Source organism: Streptomyces sp. NPDC043908 (assembly GCF_056435525.1).
This window is the reverse complement of record NZ_JBWKEI010000003.1, coordinates 143,746-168,852: the sequence shown is the minus strand read 5'-3', so window position 1 is coordinate 168,852 and position 25,107 is coordinate 143,746. Positions and strand designations below refer to the sequence as shown.

Annotated in this window: 21 protein-coding genes; 9 read left to right on the top strand and 12 right to left on the bottom strand. The window is 73.1% G+C overall.

The window, feature by feature from the left end; genetic code table 11:
- The first annotated feature begins 508 nt into the window (after window positions 1–508).
- Genes AC069K_RS08745 through AC069K_RS08735 form a run of 3 tightly spaced genes read left to right on the top strand, consistent with a single transcriptional unit; the run spans window position 509 to window position 4,333 of the window.
- Entirely contained in the window at window positions 509–2,323 is a 1,815-nt protein-coding gene (locus tag AC069K_RS08745; RefSeq protein ID WP_478613654.1) for an AMP-binding protein, read from the top strand.
- Window positions 2,304–2,744, top strand: a complete 441-nt coding sequence (locus tag AC069K_RS08740; protein ID WP_478613651.1) for an acyl-CoA thioesterase — start codon at window positions 2,304–2,306, stop codon at window positions 2,742–2,744. Before AC069K_RS08745 ends, AC069K_RS08740 begins: the two co-directional genes overlap by 20 nt.
- Window positions 2,741–4,333 (top strand): class I adenylate-forming enzyme family protein, encoded by a 1,593-nt coding sequence (locus tag AC069K_RS08735; protein WP_478613648.1) that lies wholly within the window; start codon window positions 2,741–2,743, stop codon window positions 4,331–4,333. Before AC069K_RS08740 ends, AC069K_RS08735 begins: the two co-directional genes overlap by 4 nt.
- A gap of 75 nt (window positions 4,334–4,408) precedes the next feature.
- On the opposite strand, the gene AC069K_RS08730 is transcribed toward AC069K_RS08735, so the two are convergent.
- Entirely contained in the window at window positions 4,409–5,248 is an 840-nt protein-coding gene (locus AC069K_RS08730; protein WP_478613645.1) for a carboxymuconolactone decarboxylase family protein, read from the bottom strand.
- Window positions 5,249–5,376: 128 nt separating this feature from the next.
- Here AC069K_RS08730 and AC069K_RS08725 point away from each other — a divergent pair, with 128 nt between their 5' ends.
- The 3 genes from AC069K_RS08725 (at window position 5,377) to AC069K_RS08715 (ending at window position 7,596) form a co-directional block, all read left to right on the top strand.
- Window positions 5,377–5,943: a thiol:disulfide interchange protein DsbA/DsbL gene (locus AC069K_RS08725; RefSeq protein WP_478613642.1), complete on the top strand. Its 567-nt coding sequence runs from the start codon at window positions 5,377–5,379 to the stop codon at window positions 5,941–5,943.
- 199 nt (window positions 5,944–6,142) lie between these two features.
- Window positions 6,143–6,766: a DUF4956 domain-containing protein gene (locus AC069K_RS08720; protein WP_358832067.1), complete on the top strand. Its 624-nt coding sequence runs from the start codon at window positions 6,143–6,145 to the stop codon at window positions 6,764–6,766.
- Complete coding sequence (locus AC069K_RS08715; RefSeq protein ID WP_478613639.1) at window positions 6,763–7,596, top strand: polyphosphate polymerase domain-containing protein; 834 nt, start codon at window positions 6,763–6,765, stop codon at window positions 7,594–7,596. The genes AC069K_RS08720 and AC069K_RS08715 overlap by 4 nt, the downstream gene beginning before the upstream one ends.
- 242 nt (window positions 7,597–7,838) lie before the next feature.
- On the opposite strand, the gene AC069K_RS08710 is transcribed toward AC069K_RS08715, so the two are convergent.
- Complete coding sequence (locus AC069K_RS08710; protein ID WP_358834478.1) at window positions 7,839–8,027, bottom strand: DUF6381 family protein; 189 nt, start codon at window positions 8,025–8,027, stop codon at window positions 7,839–7,841.
- A 225-nt stretch (window positions 8,028–8,252) separates the two neighbouring features.
- Between AC069K_RS08710 and AC069K_RS08705 the strand changes: the two genes are divergently transcribed.
- Window positions 8,253–8,540, top strand: a complete 288-nt coding sequence (locus AC069K_RS08705) for a hypothetical protein (protein WP_478613636.1) — start codon at window positions 8,253–8,255, stop codon at window positions 8,538–8,540.
- 84 nt (window positions 8,541–8,624) lie between these two features.
- On the opposite strand, the gene AC069K_RS08700 is transcribed toward AC069K_RS08705, so the two are convergent.
- From AC069K_RS08700 to AC069K_RS08685, 4 genes are all read right to left on the bottom strand, one after another.
- Entirely contained in the window at window positions 8,625–9,554 is a 930-nt protein-coding gene (locus tag AC069K_RS08700) for an ATP-grasp domain-containing protein (RefSeq protein ID WP_478613633.1), read from the bottom strand.
- A 175-nt stretch (window positions 9,555–9,729) separates the two neighbouring features.
- Window positions 9,730–10,953: a 4-hydroxybenzoate 3-monooxygenase gene (locus tag AC069K_RS08695; protein WP_478613630.1), complete on the bottom strand. Its 1,224-nt coding sequence runs from the start codon at window positions 10,951–10,953 to the stop codon at window positions 9,730–9,732.
- Between the two features lie 81 nt (window positions 10,954–11,034).
- Window positions 11,035–11,649 carry an AAA family ATPase gene (locus tag AC069K_RS08690; protein WP_478613627.1) on the bottom strand — a complete coding sequence of 205 codons (615 nt, stop codon included), beginning with the start codon at window positions 11,647–11,649 and terminating at the stop codon, window positions 11,035–11,037.
- A gap of 53 nt (window positions 11,650–11,702) precedes the next feature.
- On the bottom strand, window positions 11,703–12,545 hold the full coding sequence (locus AC069K_RS08685) for an MIP/aquaporin family protein (RefSeq protein ID WP_478613625.1): 843 nt from the start codon (window positions 12,543–12,545) through the stop codon (window positions 11,703–11,705).
- A 285-nt stretch (window positions 12,546–12,830) separates the two neighbouring features.
- Between AC069K_RS08685 and AC069K_RS08680 the strand changes: the two genes are divergently transcribed.
- A complete protein-coding gene (locus tag AC069K_RS08680) occupies window positions 12,831–13,622 on the top strand; it encodes a polysaccharide lyase family 7 protein (RefSeq protein ID WP_478613622.1) in 792 nt (263 codons plus the stop codon).
- A gap of 36 nt (window positions 13,623–13,658) precedes the next feature.
- Window positions 13,659–15,995 carry a protein kinase domain-containing protein gene (locus AC069K_RS08675; protein ID WP_478613619.1) on the top strand — a complete coding sequence of 779 codons (2,337 nt, stop codon included), beginning with the start codon at window positions 13,659–13,661 and terminating at the stop codon, window positions 15,993–15,995.
- 2 nt (window positions 15,996–15,997) lie between these two features.
- On the opposite strand, the gene AC069K_RS08670 is transcribed toward AC069K_RS08675, so the two are convergent.
- The 6 genes from AC069K_RS08670 to AC069K_RS08645 all read right to left on the bottom strand — a co-directional run bounded on the left by AC069K_RS08670 (window position 15,998) and on the right by AC069K_RS08645 (window position 24,984).
- Window positions 15,998–16,987, bottom strand: coding sequence for a TolB family protein (locus AC069K_RS08670; RefSeq protein ID WP_478613616.1), 990 nt, complete (start codon window positions 16,985–16,987; stop codon window positions 15,998–16,000).
- Window positions 16,984–18,219: an MFS transporter gene (locus tag AC069K_RS08665; protein ID WP_478613613.1), complete on the bottom strand. Its 1,236-nt coding sequence runs from the start codon at window positions 18,217–18,219 to the stop codon at window positions 16,984–16,986. Before AC069K_RS08665 ends, AC069K_RS08670 begins: the two co-directional genes overlap by 4 nt.
- Window positions 18,219–19,562, bottom strand: coding sequence for a discoidin domain-containing protein (locus AC069K_RS08660; RefSeq protein ID WP_478613610.1), 1,344 nt, complete (start codon window positions 19,560–19,562; stop codon window positions 18,219–18,221). Before AC069K_RS08660 ends, AC069K_RS08665 begins: the two co-directional genes overlap by 1 nt.
- A 253-nt stretch (window positions 19,563–19,815) precedes the next feature.
- Window positions 19,816–21,702 (bottom strand): ABC transporter ATP-binding protein, encoded by a 1,887-nt coding sequence (locus tag AC069K_RS08655; protein ID WP_365106160.1) that lies wholly within the window; start codon window positions 21,700–21,702, stop codon window positions 19,816–19,818.
- Between the two features lie 73 nt (window positions 21,703–21,775).
- Complete coding sequence (locus AC069K_RS08650; protein WP_478613606.1) at window positions 21,776–24,214, bottom strand: RICIN domain-containing protein; 2,439 nt, start codon at window positions 24,212–24,214, stop codon at window positions 21,776–21,778.
- 230 nt (window positions 24,215–24,444) lie between these two features.
- Window positions 24,445–24,984, bottom strand: a complete 540-nt coding sequence (locus tag AC069K_RS08645) for a GNAT family N-acetyltransferase (RefSeq protein WP_365106301.1) — start codon at window positions 24,982–24,984, stop codon at window positions 24,445–24,447.
- Between the last annotated feature and the right edge of the window lie 123 nt (window positions 24,985–25,107).

Sequence of the window (25,107 nt, the reverse complement as noted above, 5' to 3'; positions counted from 1 at the left end):
AGGGTGAACCCCACCAGGCTCGCACATACGTACGAAGATCGCATTACGGGCAGATCGGGCAGGGATGAGTGCCCCGGAGGCCTTCCGGCCGTCCTGCGCAGAGATCCGGTCGGTGCTCGCACCGCCGTGGCGGTGGGCGGCCCTGGAGGCCCGGCGAGCGGATGAGTGGAGAGCCCGCTCGGCGGCGCGCCTGCCGGGCTCCACACGGTTCCGGCCAAGGGGCCGGGGTGCCCAACTGGCGGTTCAGGACAGGCATTTCAGCCAGCGAGCCCTCCCCAAGGCCTCACGCTCCGCGTCATTGCGCAATCCCTAAACTGCGGGATTACGCGCCGCCGGGATGCCCCCTAGCGTGGCGGAGACGGCACTCGCCCCCCTCTCCCGACCACCTGCCCCCCACTTCCCCGTAGCGGCACGTCCACGCCACGGGGGACGGTACGCGCGGTCCGCGCACGAACAGGCCACCACCGTGCACGCATCGTCAACGCATTCCCCCGCCGTCGCCCCTTGAATGAGGCGTCAGCCGACCGGAAGCCACCCGAAGGGCAGGCAGTTGAGCACCCCATCCTCCTTTCCCGCCCCGTCACCGCCCCCGTCCTCCTCCGCGCCTCCCGCGCCACCCGAAACGGGCACCGGGCACCTCGACACCTTCGTGCAGGACCACTTACCGCCCCCCGCCCTCCAGCCGGACACCCTGCTCGACCTGCCCACGCTGCGCTTCCCGGACCGGCTCAACTGCGCGACCGAGCTTCTCGACGGCCCCGTCGGCGCTGCCGACCGCTCGGGCCGTCTCGCGGTGCTCTCACCGCACGGAGTGCGCTGGACCTACGCGGAACTCCACGCCACCGTCTCCCGCATCGCACACGTCCTCACCGAGGACATGGGCCTGGTGCCGGGCAACCGGGTGCTGCTGCGGGGCACCAACACCCCGATGATGGTGGCGATCTGGCTGGCCGTGGTGCGGGCCGGCGGGGTGGTGGTGGCCACGATGCCGCTGCTGCGCGCCAAGGAACTCGCGTACGTCATCGACAAGGCACGCATCAGCCACGCGCTGTGCGAGTCCGCCCTCAGTGCCGAACTGGAGGCGGCCCGCACGGGCGGGAGGGCGCTGCGGACGATGTACTACCCGGGCGCGACGCGGGATGACACGGACCCGGGCGTGGGCGTCGGCCTCGAAGAGGCCATGGCCCGGCACCCCGGCCGGTTCTCCCCCGCGGACACCGCCGCCACCGATCCCTGCCTGATCGCCTTCACCTCCGGCACCACGGGGATGCCGAAGGCGACCGTGCACTCCCACCGTGACGTGATGGCGGTGTGCCGCTCCTTCCCCCAGCACACGCTGCGGGCCACCAGCGACGACCGCTTCATCGGCACTCCCTCCCTGGCGTTCACCTACGGCCTCGGCGGGCTGCTGCTCTTCCCCCTGCACATCGGCGCCTCCGTCGTCCTGCTCGACCGGGCCGCACCCCGCCAACTCGCCCGGGCGATCGACGAGTTCCGGGCCACGGTCTGCTTCAGCGGACCCACCGCGTACCGGGCGATGTGCATGGACCCCGCCCCGTACCGGCTGTCCTCGCTGCGCGAATGCGTCTCGGCGGGGGAACCGCTGCCGCCCGTCACCCGCAAGATGTGGAAGCAGCGCACCGGCCACGACCTGATCGACGGGCTGGGCTCCACCGAGATGCTGCACATCTTCATCGCGATGCGCGGGGACGAGGCCGCCACCCGGCCCGGCGCGCTCGGACGCCCGGTGCCCGGCTACCTCGCCGCGGTCGTCGACGACGCCGGGCGCCCCCTGCCGTACGGCGAGGTCGGCGCGCTGGCCGTCAAGGGGCCGACGGGCTGCCGCTACCTGGACGACGCGCGGCAGGCGGACTACGTACGCAACGGCTGGAACCTCACCGGCGACGCCTGCTGGGCCGACAAGGACGGTTATCTGCACTACCACGCCCGCCTCGACGACATGATCGTGTCGGCCGGGTACAACATCTCGCCCGTCGAGGTCGAAGCCACCCTCCTGACCCATCCGGCGGTGAAGGAGTGCGCGGCGGTCGCCGCGCCGGACGACGAGCGCGGGGCGGTGGTGCGGGCCCACGTCGTGCTGGCGGAGGGGCACACGCCCTCGCCCGAACTCGTCCTGGAACTCCAGCGGTTCGCCAAGGCCGAGATGGCGCCCTACAAGTATCCGCGCCTCATCACGTTCTGCGCCGAACTCCCCCGGGCCGGCACCGGCAAGATCCAGCGTTTCCGTCTGCGCGGCGCCGACGGCGGCTCCGCTCCGTCGGCCGAGCGGGAAGGAGCGAGCGGTGGCACCGCCTCCCTCTGAAGCCGGCCCGGCCGGCTTCACCCAGCGCAAGCGCGTCTTCTTCCACCACTGCGATCCGGCGGGCATCGTCTTCTACCCGCAGTATCTGCTGCTCGTCAACGAGGTGCTCCAGGACTGGTTCGAGACGGGGCTGGAGGTCGGCTACGCGGGACTGTTCGCCGAGCGGCGGATCGGCATTCCCACCGTCCGCCTGGAATGCGACTTCCTCGCGCCGAGCCGGCTCGGCGACGCGCTGGACATCACGCTCACCGTCGAACGCATCGGCAAGTCCTCGTTCGAGCTGCGCTACGCCTGTACCGGGTCGCCGGGCCAGGACGTGCGCGCCCGTATCCGCGCGGTGCTGGTGACCACGTCGCTCGAAGGGCACGGCCCGATCCCCATCCCCCAGGACATCCGTACAGCGATGGAGCGATACACATGACGACCGACCGCAGGGACTCCGCCGCCGACCTCATCGGCCTGATCGAGACCGACGGCCTCGGCGCGGGCAACTTCTTCCGGCTGGCGGCGGCCGCGAGCGAGACGGCCGAGACCGTGATCGAACTCGACCGGCCCTATCGCGCTCCCACCGGGGCCCGCCACGACCGGCTCACCCTGGCGGCGCTCGACGAGCTCACCGACCGGGTGGCCGCCGGGTACTACGCCGACGGCATCCGCCCCAAGGACCCGGTGGCGGTCCATGTGGCCGAGAGCGTGCGCTATCTCGTGCACTACATCGCGCTGACGAAGATCGGTGCCATTCCGGTGTTCGTGAACAGTTCGCTCCCCTCCGGGACCGCGGCGCGGTTCGTCGAGCACGTCGGGGCGGCGGCCGTGGTCACCGACCCCGAGCGGCTCGCCGAGGACCGGTTACCGATCACGTACTACACCCAGGAGCCGTACGGTCAGGGGGCCTACAAGCTCTTCACCCACGAGGACGACGACCCGGTGCTCATCGCCCACACCTCGGGGACCACCGGCATCCCCAAGGCCGTGCAGTTCAACCACAAGGGGTTCTTCTTCGGCGTCCGGCAGCAGATCCGGGCCGATCTCGGCACCCGTATCCTCTCGGCCCTGCCGCAGAGCCACGCGTCCGCGATCTCGGTGCTGATGTCGGCGGTCGCCCGGCGTGCCACCACGCTGCTCGCGACCCGCCGCGGTCCCGAGGAGATCGCCCTCGCCATCCAGGAGTTCCGCCCGCACCTGGTGGCGGGCTTCCCGAAGACCTTCGTCGACCTGTGCCGCGTCGATCTCGACGCCTACGACCTGTCCTCGGTCGCCCGGTGGATGTCCACCGGCGACGCCAACCACGAACGGCACATACGCAAGCTGGTGGCGCGCGGCAACCACGTCGACCGGGACGGGAACCCGCGGCCCGGTTCGCTGTTCATCGACAACTTCGGCTCGTCCGAGTTCGGCTTCGCCATGTTCCGTACGGTGCACACGCCGACCAGCGACCGCTACCAGCGGTGCATCGGCCGCCCCTTCGCCTGGGTGGAGGTCGAGATCTTCGACGCGGACGACGAGCCCGTGGCGGACGGGACGGTGGGCCGCCTCGCCCTCAAGTCGCCCACGATCACGGGGGGTTACTGGAACAACAGCCTGCTCAGCGAGAAGAACCGGATCCAGGGCTACTGGCTCACCGGCGATCTCGCCTACCGCGGCGAGGACGGCCTCTACTACCACGTCGACCGGACCACCGACCGGATCAGCACCGCGCACGGCGTCCTCTACAGCGCCCAGACCGAGGAGCTGATACTGCGCCACTTCCCCAACCTCGTCGACTGCTCGGTCGTGGGTGTCGACAGCGGTGAGGGCGACGACCGCCAGGTGCCCGTGCTCAGCATCGACGTGCCGTCCTCGGAGGAGGAGCTGGCGGACCTGCGGTCACGGGTCAACGCCCTGCTCGCGGAGCGCGGCTGGCCGCTGGTGGCGAAGGTCCTCGTCAAGGGCGCCGAGGAACACGTGGGCGTCACGGGGAAGGCGCTGAAGCGCAGTATGCGCGTGGCCTTCGCGGACACCGAAGGCTGACGGCCCCGCCGGGATCTCCCCGCGGCGGAAACCGCTGACCCCTGCCTCACGGGCGGGTAGGCCCGTGGGGCGGGGTCAGCGGTCCCGCTCCGCGAACACCTCGCGGGCGGCGGCGATCCCGTTGAGCGCCGCCGGGAACCCGGCGTACCCGGCCATCTGCGTGATGACCTCGACGACCTCCTCGCGGGTGCCGCCGACGTTGAGGAAGCCGTGGACGTGCACGCGCAGCTGCGGGGCGACCGTGCCGAGGGCGGTGCACATCGCGACGGTGGCCAGCTCACGGGACTTCAGGTCGAGGCCGGGGCGGGAGTAGACGTCGCCGAACGCGAACTCGATGATGTACCGCCCGAGGTCGGGGGCGATGTCCTGGAGCGAGGCGACGACGGCCTCCCCCGCGTGGCCGTCGACCTCCGCGAGCTTGGCGAGGCCCCGCTCGTAGCGCTGCCCGCGCTCGCCGGCGGCGACCGGTTCGTGGGCGAGTCCTGGCCGGTCGCGGAACGCCTCGCGGGCCACCGCGATGCCGTTGAGCGCCGCGGGCACCCCCGCGTACACGGCGGTGTGGATGAGCACCTCCAGCACCTCGGCCGGGGTGACGCCCACGTTCAGCGCGCCGTCGATGTGGAAGCGCAGCTGGGGAGCGGCCGTGCCCATCGCGGCCAGTGCGGCGACGGTGGCGAGCTCGCGCTGCTCCAGGGTGAGCCGGTCGTTCGCCAGGAGCTCCCCGTAGCCGAAGGAGACGGTCATCCGACCGAGGTCGGGGGCGATGTCCGCGAGGCTGTCGAGCACGGCGGGCCGCTCCTGGCCGCCGACCTTCCGCAGCAGCGCCAGGCCGCGCTCGAAGCGCTCGTCGGCGGGCCCTGCGGCGGCGGTGGAAGGGACGGGGGACACGGCTTCGGAGTTCTGTGCGCTGTTCATATGCACGAAACTAGGGGTTGGAGCGCACTCCAGCGCAAGCGGACCGCGCCCGGCGCGGAAAACCGGCGCCACGGCCCGGCCGCGGCCGACCGGGGCGGCGCCGGTACACAGGTGAGGAAGAGCAGCACATGGCAGACGAGATTCCGACGGGCGGACGGTATGTGGAGCTGTCCCCGCCCGCCCCGAGGACCACGGCCGGCACGGTCGAGGTGTGGGAGTTCTTCTGGTACGGGGACCCGCACTCGTACGCCATCGAGCCGTCCGTGCGCCGCTGGGCGGGACGGCAGAGCGGGGTGACGTTCGTCCGTGTGCCGGCGCCCTTCGGCGGCCCGTGGGACGCGCACGCGCGGCTGCACTTCGCGCTGGAGGCCCTGGGGCACGCCGACACGGAGACGATGCGGGCCGTCCACGAGGCCGTCCAGCGCGAGGGGAGGCGGCTGGCCGAGCCCGAGGAGCAGGCGGACTTCGTCGCCGGGCTCGGCGTCGACCGCGCCCGCTACCTCGCGGTCCTCGACTCCTTCGGCCTGAAGGGCCAGTTGGCCGCCGTCAAGGCGCAGGCGCGCAGGGCGGGTGTCCAGACCGTCCCCGCCTTCCTCGTCAACGGCACGTACCGGACGGACCTCAGGACGGCGGGCAGCCCCGCGGAGCTGGTGCGGGTGGTGGAGGGGCTCGTGGCGATGGTACGCGGCCGGTAGCCGAGGCGCCCGGCCTCCTCGACCGCCGGCAGGAGCGGTCCGGCAAGAGCGCGGAACACGACACCAGCCGTGCGGTATCGGACAAATACCCTCCGCCCCCGTCAGCGATCCGTGTTGTTCCTCGGGAAGTTGCCAACCGGTCACCCTGCGTACTCCTAGAGTCTGGGGGTCCCACCCCGTACGCACAGGGAGCGGAGCCTTGGACTCGTTGCGTCACCTCACCGCCCACCTCGGTCTCGACCTCACGGCGATATGCCTGCTGACCTTCGCGATCTACTACCCGAGACACCGGCGGCGCGACCTCGTACCCGCGTATCTCGCCCTGAACGTGGCCCTGTTCACCATCGTCGCGGCCCTCGCCGAAGTCGGCGGCAGCGGCGGCATGGCGCTCGGGTTCGGTCTCTTCGGCGTCCTGTCGATCATCAGGCTGCGCTCCGACGCCGTCCAGCACGAGGAGGTGGCGTACTACTTCACCACGCTCGTCCTGGGGCTCCTGTGCGGGCTGCCGCACCTGGGGTTCTGGCTCGCGGCCACGCTGAGCGCCGTCCTCCTGCTGGTCGTCTACACCGCGGACCATCCCCGGCTGCTGTCGGGGGTACGCCGCTCGGTGGTCACCCTCGACGCGGTGCACGGCGACCCCGCCGCGCTCCGCGCGGACCTCGCGCGCCGGTTGGGCGAGCCGCTGCACTGGACGGTCATGGAGATCGACTTCGTACGCGACCTGATGGTCGTCGACGTCCGCTACCGCGAACCGGGCGTCGGCGCCGCCCGCCGGGGCGCCGGGACCGCGCACCGCCCCGAGACCCTCGTGGACGCCGTATGAGCACCGACACCTTCCTGCCGGCCCCGACGGCGGCCGTCCGGGCCATCGACGAAGCCGCCCACCGGGCCGAGCCCGTCTCGCTCGCCGAACTCAACGAGCGGTCCGCCCTGCTCGCCCGCTTCGACCGCAGCTACCTCGTGCCCGCCGCGACCTTCCTGCGGGTGATCGGCCGTCTCACCCGGCCCTCCCCCGGCGGCGAGCCGTTCCGGGCCCTGACCATCGACGGCCGCCGCGCCTTCCGCTACCACTCCGTCTACTTCGACACCCCCGAACTGCGCTCCTTCCACGACCACCGCCAGGGCCGCCGCTGCCGCTTCAAGATCCGCGAGCGCCTCTACGCGGACAGCGGGGAGCGGCAGTTCGAGATCAAGCTCAAGGGCGGCCGCGGCGACACCGTCAAGCACCGCGTCCCGCTGACCGGCGATCAGACTCCGCTGGACGACACACCCCGGGCGTTCCTCGCGGACACCCTGCACCGCGCGTACGGCATCGCCCCGCCGCCGGTGCTGCGGTCCTCGCTCAGCACGGACTACCTCCGTTCGACGTTCGTGGCCGACGGGCAGCGCATCACCTGCGACGCCGGGCTGGTCTGCGTCGACCTGCGCACCGGGAGCCGGGTGCGGTGCGACGGCGGCCTCGTCCTGGTCGAGACGAAGTCGGCCGACCACCTCACCGAGGCGGACCGCCTGCTCCACGCCCACCGGGTGCGGCCCGCCGTCTTCACCAAGTACTGCGGCGCCCTCGCCGTGCTGCGCCCCTCCCTGCCCGCCAACCGCTGGCGCCGGGCGGCCCGCCGGACCTTCGTCACCGACGGGGCGAACACTCCCTAGCGGACGGCCGGCCGCGCGGCCGCGAAGGGGCCCCGGAAGAGCCTTCCGGGGCCCCGGCCGGGCGGCCGAGTCGCGCTGGGGCCACCGGGGGGCCCGGGCGACGCTCGCTCTCCCCGTGACGGCGGAGGCCGACCGGTGACACCGTGCTCCCGCGTCGTCGCGGGGGTGTCACCGGCCGGCCCGGTCACTCACGCGGGGAGTTCGCGCGTCGCACGCGTGCGAGGGGCTCCCCTGCGGGGGTGTCACATGGGGTCGATGCCGCCACTGCCCATCTGGTCGGTCTGCCTGCTCTCCTCCTGCAGCCGGCGCGCCTTCTGCTTCAGCCGGTCACGCTCGGCCGGGTCGCTCGCGCGCTCGGCGGCCTGCTCCAGCTGCTCCGCCTTCTGGCGCATCTGCCGGGCACGGCCACCGGTCTCGTCTGCAATGCTCATGATCACTCCTGAGTTCTGGGGGGGGAGCGGACGCCACCAGAGAAGCAGCGCTGCGCACCCCGCGCATCCGGAACGCTCACGCACCGCTATCGCCGCAGGACAGGCCACTCGTCCGGCGCCGAAGGGGATGCCCGGCGGGTCCTGGCGTGCTCTGCTGTCCGTGGGTACGGGCCGTCACCAGGGCGGCGGGGAGGACGGGAACCCCGTTTCGCGGAGGAGAACCCCATGGCGATTCTGATGCAGGTCGAACTGCCGGGTGTGACGACGGACCAGTACGACGCCCTCCACGCCAAGCTCCGGGCTCTGCCCGGCAACCCCTTCGAGGGCTGTCTGGCCCACATCTGCGTCGAGACGGGCGGGGGTGTGCAGATCACCGACCTGTGGGAGTCCGAGCAGGCCATGCAGACGTTCATGTCGGTCGTGACCCCGCTCGCGGCCGAGACCGGCCTGCCCCAGGGCCCGGAGCCGAAGGTCGCGCGGGTGCACAACCACTACCTGGCCGCCGGCGCTTAGGCCGGGCCCCGCGCCGCGCGGGGCCCGGCCCGCACCGCCTTGTGGCGGCCGGCGTGCTCCCCGGCGGGACGGTCCGGCCATCCGTCACAGCATGGCCAGATGCGCCTCCACATACGGGACCGCCACCGACTCCGCCGGATGGGCCGCGCCCAGCATCGGATGCACGTTGACCTCGAACACCGCGCCGCCGTCCTCGACGGCGAGGTCGACGCCGCCGAAGCGCAGCCCCACGGCCTTGGTGGCGGCGACCGCCAGCTCGCAGAGGTCCACCGGCAGGTCGTCCACCGGCATCGGGGTGCAGGCGGCGCCCTGGGCCTCGTTGCAGGGCTCGTCCGGGTGGGCCTGGACGTGTTCGCACGCCTGCACCGCGCGCCCGTCGAGCACGGACACGCGGAACTGGTGGCGCTGCCCGGCGGCGTTGAAGTTCCGGGCGTCCCGGGAGATCAGCCACGTCTGCTCCGTGTCGGCGAAGTGGGCGAGCGCCTTGAAGAGCTGCGCGAACGTGGTGATGTGCCGGACGTCGTCGCCGCAGGTACCGCGTGCGGGCCGGGCCCAGACGTCCCGGCCGAGACGCTCGAACGCGGCCGCCGCCACGTCCACGCTCGGCCGCTCCAGGGTCACGGTCTCCATGTGCGGAATGCCGTGCAGGGCAAACCGGGCCGTCGTCAGGTCCTTGTCGGTGGCCGCCCGCCACGCGTCGGCGTCCGTGCCCAGGGAGACCGTCCCGTAACGGGCCATCAGCCGCTGGAACGGTTCGAAGCGGCGGCGTTCGGGCGGCTGGACCTCGTAGACGAGGAGGACCGACGGGGTGACCACCAGGCCCTCCGTCGGCACTTCCAGACGTACGGCACGGTCCACGACACGCGTCCGGCCGGACCCGCCGGTCAGGAAGTGCCGTGCGTCGACCGGCACCGGCGGCCGTCCCGTCAGGAGCTCCACGGCGGCGGCCAGGGCGGCGCGGCTGCCCTCCGTCGAGCTGTGGTCGGTCATGAGAACGATCTCGCGGTCACTCATCCCGGCTTGGTCCCCTTGCCCCCTCGCGCCCGGCCGGGACGCGGCCCGCGACCGGTGCGAAGGATGAAGAACCTGCTGCGGTACTCGGACAGAAGCGTTCCCCGAATGTACGGAAGGGCCCGCCCCGGACCACAGTAGGCTTTCCGTCAACCTGGGAGCGGCCCGGCGCCCGCCCTCACCGCGCGGCCCGCGCCCCGCCCGGCCCCGGCCGGCGCTCGCTCCACCCCGTGTACGCCTCCGCGAGGTAGGTGGAGCCGGCCGTGGAGTCGGCCACCGCGGCCAGCTCCCCGAGCTGGCGGCGGACGTCGAAGTCGGTGGCGCCGGGGGCGCGGTGGAGCATCGTCGTCATCCAGTACGAGAAGTGCTGGGCGCGCCAGACGCGGTGCAGGGCGCGCGGCCCGTACGTGTCGAGGGCCGCGCGGTCGCGTGTGGTCAGTGCCGTCTCCAGGGCTTCGGCGAGCAGCCGGACGTCGGCGAGCGCCAGGTTGAGGCCCTTGGCTCCGGTGGGCGGGACGGTGTGGCCGGCGTCGCCGGCCAGGAGCATGTTGCCGTGGCGCAGGGGCTCGCACACGAAGCTGCGGAAGCGCAGGAGCGAGCGGTCGGTGACGGGGCCCTCCTTGAGGGTGAAGCCGTCCGCGCCGCGCACCCGTTCCTGGAGCTCGGCCCAGATCCGGTCGTCGGTCCAGGCGGCCGGGTCCTCGTCGGGGTCGCACTGGAAGTACATGCGCTGCACGGACTCCGTACGTTGGCTGATCAGGGCGAAGCCGCGTGGGGAGTGGGTGTAGACGAGTTCGGGGGCGCTGGGCGGGGCCTCGACGAGGACGCCGAACCAGGCGTAGGGGTACTCCCGGACGTAGTGGGTGCGCTCCGCCTCGGGCACCGCGGAGCGGCACACCCCGCGCGAGCCGTCCGCGCCGACCAGGACGTCGCAGCGTATGTCGCGCGCCGCCCCGTCGGCGTCGGTGAACAGGATGCCGGGGCGCTCGGAGGTGAGGTCGACGACCCGGGTGCCACAGACGCCGAAGCGTACGTCTCCGCCGTCGCGGGCGCGGGCGTCGGCGAGGTCGGTGAACACCTCGGTCTGCGGATAGAGCCATACGCTCTCCCCGACCAGGGCGCGGAAGTCCACGCGGTGGCTCTCGCCGCCGAAGCGCAGGTCGATGCCGTCGTGCGGGCGTCCCTCGCGCCGCACCCGGTCGGACACCCCGGAGTCGGTGAGCAGCCGGACGTTGTCGGCCTCCAGGATGCCCGCGCGGCTGGTGCCCTCGATCTCGGCGCGGGTGCGGTGGTCGACCACCACCGAGTCGATGCCGGAGCGGGCGAGCAGGTGCGAGAGCATGAGTCCGGCCGGGCCGGCGCCGACGATGCCGACCTGGGTCCGGGTGACGGTGTCCGCCATGGCGCTTTCGTCCTTTCGCGTCGCGTCGCGTGGGGCGTGGGGGCTGGCCGGTCCGAAGGTTCCGTCCCTTCCGGTGGCCGTTCAGAACTGGGCCAGGATGGCGTCGACCGTCTCCTCCAGTGTCTGGTCGGAGCTGTCGAACCACGTTCCCTGACCGGCGAGTTCACCGCGCAGCGCCGCGTCCAGGAACGACCAGTCGTCCGCCAGCACCTTGTCCCGCTCGGCGGCCCGGCGCGAGACGACCTCGGGCGCCGGGGCCAGGACGACCAGCCGCAGCGGGAGGTCCTTCAACTGCTCCCGGTAGAAGTCCAGATGGGCCCGTCGGACCACCACGTCGTCGATCACCGGAACCACACCGGCGGCATGGAAACTGCGGGCCAGCACCGAGGCGTTACGGGCCCTCAGCAGCAGTTGGCGGTCCGCCTCCAGGTCCTGACGGGGCGAGGGCGGGCGCCCGCCCGCGACGACGAGATCCTGGAGGCGGTCGCCCTCGATGTGCGCGCCGAGCGGGAATCGGCGGGCGAGCGCCCCTGATACCGAACTCTTGCCGGACCCCGGGATGCCGATGACGAGAAACACGTCGGAGGCGGGGCCGGTGTCGACGACCTGCCCCTGGAAGAACGTTTCCGGCACGCTTGCTCCGCTCCTCTGCCCTGCTGTGGCGCTGTCGGCCTCGGCCCCTACGACGGTCCGCATGGTACGCACTCCTCCGGTCGGCGCACGGGGATTTCCGTCCCGTGCGGGGCCGGTCAACCGCCCCCGTACGCGCCCGGCTTGGGGCGCGCCACGACGTACCCGCGATGGGCCAGGGCGCCGAGTACGGCCCCCAGCAGGGGTGCGGTGAGGTAGGCCCACAGCGCGGTGGTGGTGCCCGAGACGGCGGCCGGGCCGAGCTGGCGGGCGGGGTTGGCCGCACCGCCGCTCACCGGGCCGAGCAGCGCGATGATCAGGCCGACCACCAGCCCCACGGCGTACGGCATGGGCCGGGCGAGCCCGGGGTGGGCGACGAAGAAGCCGATCAGCAGGGCCACCGCCGCGAAGCTCGCCGCCTCCAGGACGAAGACCGCCAGGGAGGACCGGCCGGGGGCCGGGCGGGCCAGTCCGTCGCTGAGGGCCGCCGACTGGAGCACCGGCCCCCACACCAGCCGGGCCAGCGCGGTCCCGGCCAGTCCTCCCGCCAACTGCCCGACGGCGTAAGGGAACACCGCCCGTCCGGGGAAGACGCGCATCAGCCACAGGGTCAGGCTCACGGCCGGGTTGAGGTGCGCCCCCGACCGGCGGCCCGCCGGGCTCAGGATCAGCCCCGCCAGCAGCACCGCGACCAGGGCCCCGACCACTCCCAGCGCGAGGCGCGGATCCGCGATGAAGACGGGCGAGCCCGGATCGAGCAGCCACCGCACCGCGGTCACCACGACGAACATCATGGCCGCCGTGAGCGCGCACTCCACCGCCGCGCCCCGCCACGGCTCGTTCCCCGGTGCGAGCCGCGGCCCGTCCGGCGCCACCGCCCGCCCCGTCCCCGCTCCCCCGTCGGACACCGGTCCGTCCCCCTCGTCTCGGCCGACCCGCCCGCCGCCCCTGCGGGCGGCCATGAACAGGCGCAGGGTAGGGCCGCCCGGCCGCCGGAACGCACCGAAGGACCCAACCGGCCGCGAATTGACCGGGAACGGCGTCTTGCGGCGGGGCGGCGGCGGCTTCCCCGCGTTCCGGCGCGGGTGGGGAATTCCCCGTCGCCTCCCGGCCATTGACGCGGGCATCCCTGGGTTCTACGGTTCTCCGAGTTCACGTCACCACACGTGGTTCATCCATATGAACCTTCGGCTCTCCCCGGAGCCTCGCACCGAGCATCTGTCCCCCCACATGACAGGACGCCCCCCATGCGCATCCGCTCCCTGCTCATATACGTGACCGCCGCGACTGCGGCCGGCGGCCTCGCCCTGCTCTCCCCCGCCGCCTCGGCCACCACCACCGGCGCCCTCGCCGACCCGTCGGTCGCGCCCGGCGGCAACTTCGACCTCTCCGTGTGGCAGCTCCAGGAGCCGGTGGGCTCCCCCGGCTCGCCGACCACGATCCCGTCGTCCCGCCTCCAGGGGGCGAACGGCTTCCAGGACGCGTACTTCTACACGGACACGCGCGACGGCGCGATGACGTTCTGGGCGCCCGAGAAGGGCGTCACCACCCCCAACTCGCACTACGCCCGCTCCGAGCTGCGCGAGATGAACCGCGACGGCAGTTCCGCCAACTGGCCCCTGAGCGGCACCCACCGGCTCAGCGCGACCCTGCGCGTGGTGTCCGTGACGTCGAACGTCTGCGTGGGCCAGATCCACCTCGGCACCGGCGGCTCCTCCACCAAACCGCTGCTGGAGCTGTACTACCGCGCCGGCGGCGACATCGTCCTCGGCACGGAGAACTCCCCGTCGGGCGGCCAGACCCTCCACAGCGTGGGGCACGTCGCGGTCGGCAAGACGTGGAGCTACACGATCGGTGTGTCGGGCGGCCACACGATCGACCTCACCGTCAACGGCACGACGACGCACTACGCCATCCCGTCCTCGTTCAACAGCTACAAGCAGTACTTCAAGGCCGGTTCGTACAACCAGTCGTCCTCCGACAGCACCACCAGGGGCGCCCGGGTCGGCTTCTACAAGCTCACGGTCTCCCACGGCTGAGCACACGCGCCCTCCCCGCTTCGCTATGTTGTCCTGGTGCGGCGGATCGGGGAGTTCACCCTGGAACGGCGGCTCGGAGCCGGCGGGATGGGCGTGGTGTACCTCGCGTGCAGCCCGACCGGGCGCCAGGTCGCGCTGAAGGTCATCCGGCCCGAGTACGCCGACGACCCGCACTTCCGGGCCCGCTTCCGGCGCGAGGTCGCGGCGGCCCGCAAGGTCAGCGGCGCGTTCACCGCCTCGGTGGTGGACGCGGCCCCGGACGGCGACCCGCCCTGGCTGGCCACCCAGTACGTACCGGCCGAGTCGCTGGCCGCGCGCGTCGGTTCGGGCGGTCCGCTGCCGGTGGCGGACATCGCCCGGCTGGCGGGTCAACTGGCCGAGGCGCTGCGCGACATCCATCGCCAGGGGATCGTGCACCGGGACCTGAAGCCCGGCAACGTGCTGCTCGCCGAGGACGGCGCCCGGGTGATCGACTTCGGCATCGCCAAGGCGGTGTCGGAGAGCCGGGCGCTGACCCACACCGGCGCGATGGTCGGCACTCCCGCGTTCATGGCGCCCGAGCAGCTGTGCGGGCCGCACCGCGTCTCCTGCGCCACCGACGTGTTCGCGCTGGGGTCCGTGCTGGCGTACGCGGCCCTCGGGCGCAGCCCGTTCGAGGACGCCGATGCGGCGGGCGCGGAGCCGATCGCCGCCGCCTTCGCCGTGGTGCACAAGGAGCCGGATCTGACCGGACTGCCCCGGCCGTTGGGCGCGCTCGTCACCCGTTGCCTGGACAAGGAGCCCGGTCGGCGGCCCCGTCTGGACGAGGTGCTGTGCCTGGCCGCCCGGGCCGGGGCGGGCGGATGCGGGGAGGGCGGGACGCTCCCGGTGCGCGGGCGGTGGCGCCGCACGGCGCCGGCCGTCCTCGCCGTGCTCGCCGTCCTGCTGGCCGGGGCCGACGCGCCGTCGTCCGCCGTGCTGCCGGGCGCTTCCGGCTGCGCCACCGGCCAGCGCGCCGTCGGCGAGGGCGCCAAACGCACCTGCGTCGGCCTGCTCGCCGGGGCCCTCGCCCGGCCGGGTCCCCCGCAGGCCTCCGAGAGCGATCTGGACCCGGTCCTGAAGCTGATCCACGCCGAGAACCGTGAGGTCGTCGGGGCCTCCACCGGGCCGCACGCCCGGCCCTACGCCTCCGTCGTCTACCTCACGCCCATCACCGCCGAATACGACGGCACCAGCATGATGGCGAGCGTCCGGCACGATCTGGAGGGCGCCTATCTCGCCCAGCGCGAGGCCAACCGGGAGCCCGGCACGGGGCCGAGGATCCGGGTGCTGGTCGCCCAGACCGGCGGCAGCGCCGAGCAGCGCGCCTACGCGGTCGGACAGGTGCTCCACCGCCGGCGCGCCGAGCACATCGTGGCCGCCGTGGGACTGGGCGGCAGCACCGCCTCCAGCCAGGACATGGTCGGGGAGCTGACCGCCGCGGGGCTGCCCGCGTTCGGCTCGGTGCTCACCGCCGACTCCTGGGCCGGCACGCCCGGTCTCCTCCGGGTCGCGCCCGCCAACGCCGACCAGGCCGCGGCGGCCGTACGCTTCCTGTCGGCGAGGGGCCGCGCCGACAACCGGTTCCTGCTCGTCGAGGACGTCGCCGCGGGCGACCAGTACACCAGCACGCTCGCCACGCAGTTCCGCGCCCGGATGCCCGCCGAACGGCTGGCGGGCGCCCTGCTGTTCGACTCGGCCGCGCCCGACCCCACCGGCATCTTCCGCGGCCAGAGCGGCGAGCTGTGCGCCGCCCGGCCGGACGTCGTCTACTTCGCGGGCCGCGGCACCTCGCTGCCCGCGTTCCTCACCGCGCTCGCCGAACGGCCGTGCCGGGACCGCGCGTTGACGGTCCTCTCCGGCGACGACACCACGCAGGTGGTCCGCACGGACGGCTTCGGCCCCCGGGAACTGGCCGCGGCGCTGCGCACGGGCCGCGTCGACCTCGTCTACACCGGACTCGCGCACCCGGGGGCGTGGCGCGTCGCGCCCCACGCGTTCGCCCCGCGGGCCGTGGCCCCGTTCCGCGACGGCACGTTCGCCGCCGCGTTCCCCGGCTCCCGTCTCGACGACGGGCGGGCGATCATGATGTACGACACGGTGCTGCTCGCCACCCGGGCGCTGCGCACCACCCCGGCGGTCTCCGACCCGACGGCCACCGACGTCCACCGGACGCTCGCCGCGCTGCGCGGCGGACCGCCGGTGGCGGGCGCGAGCGGCTGGGTCGCCGTCGACGGCGACGGCGGGCCCCGGGACAAGGCCATCCCGATCATCCGCATCGACCCGACCGGCCGCACCACCACCATCGCCGTCACCTCCGCCGACGGCAGCCCGTACACGCCCGACCGGCCGTGACGTCACCGGACGGCCACCGGGGAGGAGCCGCCGGCCGCCACCCGACGGGCCTCGCCCGTGCCGTCCGCCGGGACCGACCAGATGTCACTGGCGCGCCCGCCGCCGCCCGGCAGCGCGTAGCCCACGGTCGCGTCGTCCAGCCACGCGGCCTGGTCGTCGACGCTGTGCCGCTCGGCCAGGGGATGCTCGCGCATGTTCGCGAGGTCGAGGACGTACAGCCGCCAGGGCGCCCGGGGGTCGCCGGAGACCTTCTTCTTGAAGGCGAGGCGGGTCCCGTCCGGCGACAGGGAGGGGCATTCGACGTTCTCGCGCAACGCCTTCGCCGACCAGTTCCGCAGGTCGCCCTCGACGAGGCGGGTGCGGCCCCGGCTGGAGACGGTGGCGTAGAAGCGGTTGTCGTCGCGGGCGAAGGTGACGCCCCAGTAGTTGACGTCCGGTGCGTGGTAGCGGACGCCGTCGACGGTCAGCGGGATGTCCTCGATCGACTTGATGAGGTAGCCGGTGCGCAGGTCCAGGATCGAGGTCCGGGTGGAGAACCCGGAGGCGGCGTACGAGTCGCCGACGGCGAACGCGGTCCAGGACAGCAACTGCCCCGACGCGGAGACGCGGGCCCGGTTGGGGATGCCGGGCACGGTCACCCGCCGCACCTCGCGCAGCCGCCGGTCCAGCACGAGTGCCTGGGTACGGGCGGGCAGGCCCGGCAGCTTGCGCAGGCACAGGGCGCGCTCGCCCGCCGCGTGGAAGCGTTCGCAGGACGGGCCGCCGACCACCCGCCCCGCTCCTCCTTCCGGCAGGCGCGCGACCCGTCCGGTGGCCGAGTCACGGAAGTACAGGCCGGGCACGTCGAGGCCGAACGAGCTGTCGGCCGCGGTCTGCCGGGACGGCTGGTCTCGGTGCCGGGCGTGCAGGACGTAACCGAGGGAGCCGCCCGCCAGCAGGAGCACGGCGGCGACGACGAGGGCGAGCCGCAGACGGCGGTGGACGGGCTTCACGACGCCTCCTCGGCGGGTACGGCGGCGGGCAGGACACGCCAGGCGGCCAGGAGCGCGGCGGCGAGCGCCGCCCCCGCCAGCCACAGGGCGGGCCGCTGCCCCCACAGGGTCCAGGCGGCCCCGAAACCGGCCGCGCCGAGGAGCCGGGCCAGCGCCTGGCCGGTCTGGAGCACCGCGAGGCCGCCCGCGCGGCCGTGGGCGGACAGCAGCGGTCCCGCGAGCGCCATCAGCACCCCGTCCGTGGCCGCGTAGAAGACGCCGAGGAGGGCGAGTACGGCCACGGCGGTGGGCCGGGCCGGCGGGGCGAGCAGCAGGGCGTACGCGCCGAGCAGGGCCGCGTGCCCGGCCAGGAACGGCAGCCGCCGCCCGGTCCGGTCGGCGATCCGGCCCACCGGGACGGCGAGCAGCAGATAGCCCGCCGCGGGGCCCAGGGGCAGCAGCGGGAACAGGGCGGTCGGCAGGTCGAGGCCGCGCTGGAGCAGCAGGTAGACGAAGGAGTCCCCGATGGTGGCGGCGCCGAGCAGGGCGGTCGCGTACAGCACGCGACGGAAGACCGGGTCGCGCAGGGCCGTGCGCGGGCGGGGGGTCGTGGGTGCGGGCGCCGTGCGGGAGGCGCCCGGGACGTACACCGCGAGCAGGACCACGCCCAGCAGGCCGGTGCAGAAGCTGACGACGAACACCGCGTCGTAGGCGTCGGTGGTCGCCTGGAGGACGGCGAAGGCGGCGAGCGGCCCGAGGAGCGCGCCCGTGGTGTCCATGGCGCGGTGGACGCCGAAGGAGCGGCCCAGCGTCTGCGGCGGGCCGCTCAGGGAGATGAGGGCGTCGCGCGGGGCGGTGCGGATGCCCTTGCCGAGCCGGTCGGCGGCGAGGGCCGCGGCGATGCCGGCGGTGGCGCCGCCGGCGAGGAGCAGGCCGAGCCGGGAGAGCGTGGAGAGCAGGTAGCCGGCGCCGGCGACGCGCTTGTGCCGGCCGCCGCGGTCGGCGAGCCGCCCGCCGAGGAGCCGTACGAGCGCGGTGGCGCCGTTGAACATGCCGTCCAGGAAGCCGAACTGGAGCGGGGAGAGGCCGAGGCCCAGGACCAGGTAGAGCGGCAGCACCGCCGTGACCATCTCGGAGGAGACGTCGGTGACGAGGCTGACCGCGCCGAGCGCGAGGACGGTGCCGGGGACGCGCCGTCCCGCACCCGAGGTGCGGGGCGGCGCGTCCGGGCGGCCGGTGGTGGCCAGGTACATCAGTGGCAGCCGTACTTGGGGCTGGTGTCCTTGACCTGCCCGTCGGTGCCGACGTAGGTCCATTGGTATCCGGAGTCGGTGAACTCCAGCTTCAGCACGCCGTACTGGCCGCTGATCCGCTTCTGGCTGTTGGGCTGGACCTGCTCGATGGGGTAGGGCTCGGCGCCGCCCATGCCGCCGACGATCTCCACGATGCCGTCGGCGGTCGCCCTGCCGTCGGGGTCCTGGGGCGCGAACCGCTCGTAGTGGTGGTCGTGTCCGTTGAGGACGAGGTCGGCCCTGGCGCCGTAGAGGAGCTTCCAGACGGGCTTGGAGACCGGGTCGTTGCCGTGGCCGCCGGAGGAGTACAGCGGGTGGTGCCAGTAGGCCGCGACGCACTGCTTGCTCGTGGCGGCGAGGTCGGCCTTGAGCCAGTTGATCTGGGCGGACTGGTCGAAGGAGTTGGAGTCGAGGGCGATGAAGTGCCAGTTGCCCTCGTCGAAGCTGTAGTAGCTCTTGCCCTGCGGGTAGGCGATGGTGCCGAAGTACGCCTTGTAGCCGGCGAGGGAGCCGGCCGGGTCGTAGGTCTCGTGGTTGCCGGGGATCGGGTGGGTCTTGGCCTTGAAGGCTCCCCACGTCTTGTCGTAGTAGGCGCGGTAGTCGGCCATGCGGGCGTCGTCGTACTGGTTGTCGCCCATCGTGAGGTAGAACTTCGGGTCGATCCGCTGGGCGAGCGCGGCGGTCTTGGGATGGGCGCAGCCGCTGTCGGAGGCCGTGCACTGGGCGGCTATGTCGCCGGCCGCGACCACGGTGAAGGCGCCGCCGGGCGGCGGGCCGCCGTCGACGGTGCCGTACACCTCGGCCTCGTAGAGCGAGTAGCCGTACGCGGTGGCGCGTGCCGTGCCGTAGACGCGCAGGTACCTGCCCTTGTCGGACAGTCCGGTCCAGTCGTCGGTGCCGCCGTTGCCCGCCTTCTCCTCGGCGAGCGGGGTCCAGGACGCGCCGTCCTCGGACACCTCGACGCGGTAGGCCTTGGCGTAGGCGGCCTCCCAGCTGAGCTTGACGCGGCTGATGGCGGCGGTGGCGCCGAGGTCGACGCGGATCCACTGCGGGTCCTTGCCCTCGGCGCTGGCCCAGCGGGTGGCGGTGTCGCCGTCGAAGGCGTTCTTGGCGGCGAGGGAGGAGGTTTCGGTGGAGGAGGCGGTGGCGGGCTTCCCGCGCGAGATGAGGGGGTCGGCGGCGGCCCCGGCCCGTCCGGGCCAGGCGAGCAGCAGTCCGGCGAGGAGGACGAGCACGGCGGCGAGGACGAGGGTGAGGGCCCGGCCGCGTGGGAGGCGGAGTGGGGCGGGGGTGTTCAGGCGCATACCTGGACTCCGTGGCTGGGTGAACGGCGAGAGCTGGACACCGGTGCGTGGCCCCGCGCCCCGCCCGCACGGGCAGGGGGCAGCGCCACGGCAGCCGGGTCAGAGCTCTCGCTGAGCGCGTCATGCCCACGGGGACGGGCACCGCGCCAAGCCGCCGCCGGGGAGCGTAGCGGATCGTAAGGTTTCCTACCAGTAGTCCGGCACGACGGCCGGACAGCACCGTGCGGGCGGTACGGGACCGGCCCCCCGCCCGTCAGCCGAGTCCGGCCGGCGCGTCCCCGGGGCGGGTGAACTGGGTGCGGTAGAGCTCCTGGTAGCGGCCGTCGCGGGCGAGGAGTTCGTCGTGGGTGCCGCGTTCCACGATGCGGCCGTTCTCCACCACGAGGATGAGGTCGGCGGACCGGATCGTGGACAGGCGGTGGGCGATCACGACGGCGGTGCGGCCCTCCAGCGCCTCGCCGAGGGCCTCCTGCACGGCCGCCTCGGAGGTGTTGTCGAGGTGGGCGGTGGCCTCGTCGAGGATGACGACGCGCTGGCGGGCGAGGAGCAGCCGGGCGATGGTCAGCCGCTGGCGCTCGCCGCCGGAGAGCCGGTAGCCGCGTTCGCCGACGACGGTGTCGAGCCCGTCGGGCAGGGAGGCGACCAGACCGTCGAGGCGGGCCCGGCGCAGGGCGTCCCAGAGGTCCTCCTCGGCCGCGTCCGGGCGGGCGAGCAGCAGGTTGGAGCGGACCGACTCGTGGAAGAGGTGGCCGTCCTGGGTGACCATGCCGATGGTGTCGCGGATCGAGTCGGCGCTCAGGTCCCGTACGTCGACGCCGCCGAGGCGTACCGCGCCGGAGTCCGCGTCGTACAGCCGCGGCAGCAGTTGGGCGACCGTCGACTTGCCGGCGCCGGAGGAACCCACCAGGGCGACCATCTGGCCGGGTTCGGCGCGGAAGGAGATGCCGTGCAGCACCTCGGCGCCCCCTCGGGTGTCGAGGCTGGCGACCTCTTCGAGGGAGGCGAGCGAGACCTTGTCGGCGGAGGGGTAGCCGAACCGCACGTCGTCGAACTCGACGGAGACCGGCCCGTCGGGCACCGTCCGGGGCTGCGGCTTCTCGGCGATGAGGGGCTTGAGGTCCAGCACCTCGAAGACCCGCTCGAAGCTGACGAGCGCGCTCATGACCTCCACCCGCGCCCCGGCGAGCGCGGTGAGCGGCGCGTAGAGGCGGGTGAGGAGCAGGGCGAGGGAGACGACCGCGCCCGCTTCGAGCCTGCCGTGCAGGGCGTAGTAGCCGCCGAGCCCGTAGACCAGGGCGAGCGCGAGGGCGGAGACGAGGGTGAGGGCGGTGATGAAGGCGGACTGCGCCATCGCCGTACGGACGCCGATGTCGCGGACCCGCCCGGCGCGGGCGGCGAACTCGGCGGACTCGTCGCCGGGCCGCCCGAACAGTTTGACCAGGGTCGCGCCGGGCGCCGAGAACCGCTCGGTCATCCGGGTGCCCATGGCGGCGTTGTGCTCGGCGGCCTCGCGCTGGAGCCGGGCCATCCGGGTTCCCATACGGCGCGCGGGCAGCACGAAGACGGGCAGCAGGACCAGCGCGAGCAGGGTGATCTGCCAGGAGATGCCGAGCATCACGGCGAGGGTGAGCAGCAGCGTCACCAGGTTGCTGACCACACCGGAGAGGGTGTTGCTGAAGGCGCGCTGGGCGCCGATGACGTCGTTGTTGAGGCGGCTGACCAGGGCGCCGGTGCGGGTGCGGGTGAAGAAGGCGACCGGCATGCGCTGGACGTGGTCGAAGACGGCCGTACGCAGGTCGAGGATGAGGCCCTCGCCGAGCGTCGCGGACAGCCACCGTCCGACCAGGCCGAGCGCCGCCTCGGCGAGCGCGATCACGGCGATCAGCAGGGCCAGCCGGGTGACGGTCCCCGTCTCCTCGCCGCCGACGATCGCGTTGACGACGCGCCCGGCGAGGAGCGGGGTGGCCACCGCCAGGAGCGCCGTGGCGATGCTCAGCACGAGGAACAGGGCGATGCGGCGGCGGTGGGGCCGCGCGAACACAGCGATGCGTCGCAGGGTGGCGCGGTTGAACGGACGTCGTTCCTGCTGCGCGGTGATGACGTTGTGGAGCTGTGTCCACGCGGTGGTTTCCATACTCATACGAGGAACGTACGACCTCTAGTTAAGTCGAGGTCAAGCGTTTCCCGAATCGGCCCGCCGCCGGGCCCGCCGGTCAGCCCACCGCGACCAGCCTCCAGCACTGGTTGGCGGCCCCGTTCGCGGGCCATTGGATCACCTGGGCGCCCAGCACGAGCGAGCCGCCGCTGACGTCCGCGAGATGGCCGTCGAGGCGGGACTCCAGGGTGTGGCAGCCGCGTTTGCCGGGGGTGATGCGCCACTGCTGGTTGGTACCGCCGTTGGCGGTCCACAGGTCGAGCTGGGCCCCCGGCACCACGCTGCGGTCGGGCACGTCGAGGCGTTTGCCGCTGGCCACGCCGGTGACGGTGTAGTAGCCGTCGCCCGTCGAGGCGAGCCGCCACCGCTGGTTCGTGCCTCCGTTCTGCGACCACTGGATGACCGGGGTGCCGTCGGCCGTGCCCTGCCCGGAGGCGTCCAGGAGCTGGCCGCTGTTGGCGTTGACGAGTTGGTACGTGCCGTCGAGCGGCGCCGTCGTGCCGGGGGTGATGCTCAGGTTGGCGAATTGGGCGCCGTAGTAGCCCGCGGTGCCGAGGCCGACCTGGCCCGCGCCGTACTCGGCGTCGGTGACGGTGACGAGGGTGGCCGCGTCGAGCTTGGCGGTGACGGTGGCGCCCTGGAAGGTGAGCGCCAGGGTGTGCCAGGTCTTCAGGCCGGGAGCCGTGACCGTGCCGCTTGCCAGGGTGGTGGCGGACCAGGCGGTGTCGGTGCGCAGCAGCGACCAGGCACCGGTGTCCGCGACGCGCAGGTGGTAGGCGTCGAGGCCGTTGTTGTTGCGGCCCTGGGTGCCGACCCGGCCGAGCAGTTCGACGGCCCCCGGCTGTTCCAGGAGCGCGTCCGTACGGACGGTGTAGTCCGTCCAGTTCACGTCGCCCAGCACCGCGTAGGGCTGCGGCCTGGACTCGTTCGTCCAGCGGATGGGGGTCGTCGGGGCCTGCTGGCGCAGGCAGCGGCCGGTGCGCCCGCCCGCACAGGGCGCGGTCTCGAAGGCGCCGTTCATCGCGGCGAGGTACCGCGCCTCCTGCCCGGTGGCGGTCCCGGCCAGCGTGTCCGCGTACGGCAGGGTGAGCGGGGCGCGCTGCGGCGGGGCCGCCGTGCCCGCGCCCTGTCCGGTCGTGGTGGTGACGGTGTAGAGGTGGCCGGGCCGCAGCGTGAGCCGGTACGTGCCCGAGGCGGGGGTGAGGTCGGGCCCGGGCACCAGGTGGGCGGTGGCGGCGTTGGTGGAGAAGTCGGTGGACCACACGTGCAGGGCGCCGCCGGGCAGCCCGCCGGACACCTTCAGGGTGACGGTCTGCTCGGCGGTCGCGTCCATCGTCTCGAACACCGTGGACCAGGCGGATCGGCCCGGCGCGGCGTAGCTGACGTAGCTGCCGTTGGAGCGGTTGCCGCCGAGGTAGCCGGAGGCGGTGTCGAGGTACTGCCAGCCCGGCGCGGTGAACTGGGTGGTCTGCGCGGTCGCCCAGGCGCTGCGGTCCACGCTGTACGCCCCCGACCAGGGCTGGTTGGCCGTCACCAGGCCCATGCTGTTGAACGAGAGGTTGGGGTAGAGCGCGGCCACCACCGGCCAGTTGATGAAGGCGGTCATCCGGGCGTCCAGATAGCCGCGGTTGATGGCGCGGGCCATCGGGGCGGCACCGGTGGCCGCGTCCTCGGAGCCGTTCTCGCTCGCCCAGAGCTGTTTGCCGGTGGCCAGCGCGTCCGGGGTGGTCGAGCAGCTGGTCATGGCGGACATGTAGCCGCACGGGTAGTGGGCGCCCACGATGTCGACGGCGTCGTTGAGGGCGCTGTCGCCGCGCATGGCGGTGGCGATCTGCCAGCCGTCGTCGGCGCCGACGACCTTGGTGGCGTACCCCTGGGCGGCGAGGGTGGCGTGCAGGTTCTTGTACCAGGCGGCGTTGAAGCCGCGCTCGTTCCAGCCGCCGAGGTAGTCGATGGTGAGGTGGTGCTGCTTGGCGCAGCCGAGCCAGGCCATCAGGTAGTCGATCATGTCCTGGGACCAGAAGGTGCCGTTGCCCACCCAGCCGGGTGCTCCCCAGGAGAGGGCCGCGAGTTTGATGCCGGGGTTGCGGGCCCTGGCCTGTTCCATCAGCCACCACTCGTACCCGTTGGAGCAGTTGACGTTGCCCCGGGTGTGCTCGATGGAGGACTCGGCGCCGTCCGTGGAGTTGGTGTCGCCGCCGATCTCGACTTTCAGGATGTGCAGGGCGGCGCCGTAGCCGGGCTTGAAGAGGTAGTCGAGGATCTGGCCGCGCTGCGGCTCCGGATAGTCGAGGAGCAACCGGGTGTTGCCGCCGCCTCCGCTGATCGCTCCGACACCGTCGAAGACGCGGCCGGGGGAAGCCCCGTCGACGGTGATGTCGGTGCCGGCGGCGGTGGCCCCGGGCGCGGCGCGTGCCGCTCCGGCCGCCTGCGGGACGGTGGTGAGCGACAGACACAGCAGCAGGACCGCGAGCAGGGCGCGGGGAAGGGATCTCATCGTGGTGCCGACCCTCTCTGACAGGGGGAATCACTACATGCACGCACATTTTCGATCACAAGCGAACTCAACTGAGCAGTAGCAAACACTAGGAAGGGGGGAGTGGGGCGTCAAGTGCCCGGGCGCGGTTGGGTAATTGTTGGCTTCCCTTCGGACGGTGTGGGGAGCGCGGGCGCGCGAAAGGGCCCGCCGGTCGGCGGGCCCTGAAGAGGTGTGGCGGCACGGCCCGTTCAGGCCTCGGGGTCGCGCAGGCCCACGCAGTCGAACGCCCAGAAGGTGTCCGAGTAGACCAGGGTGCCCGTCATCCACGGCTCGTACGCGGACAGCCGGGCGACCTGGAACGCGGGGTCGGGGATGCGCAGGGACGGCGAGCGGAAGCCCAGCGGGCTCGCCGCCTCGAAGCCGCGCGTGCGGTAGTACACCGGCGACCCCTCCAGGAACACCAGCGGCACCCCCCGCTCGTCGGCCGCCGCGAGGGCGTGCCCGATGAGGCGGGCGCCGATGCCCCGGCGCTGGGCGTCGGGGTGCACACCGAGCGGTGAGAGCGTCAGGACGTCCAGGAGCCGGCGCGGAGCGTCCAGCCGTGACGCGGTCAGCATCACGTGCCCGACCACCCGCCCGCCGAGCGTGGCCACGAAGGACATCGGCGCCAGCGGCGCGGGTGCCGTGCGCAGCGCCTCCACCAGAGCGGGCACCGGCTCGGCACCGAAGGCGCGTGTGTGGACCTCGCGCACCGCCGCGTGATCCGCGTCCGTCTCCTGACGGATCACCAACTCCCCTTCGGGGGCGTTGCTTCCGGCAGCCGAAATCGGGGAGCGTTCCTGCTGGTCATGTGATGTCATGGCGGCGAGCGTAGGCCGCCGTACGTCTCGTACGCACGGCAATTCGCGCCC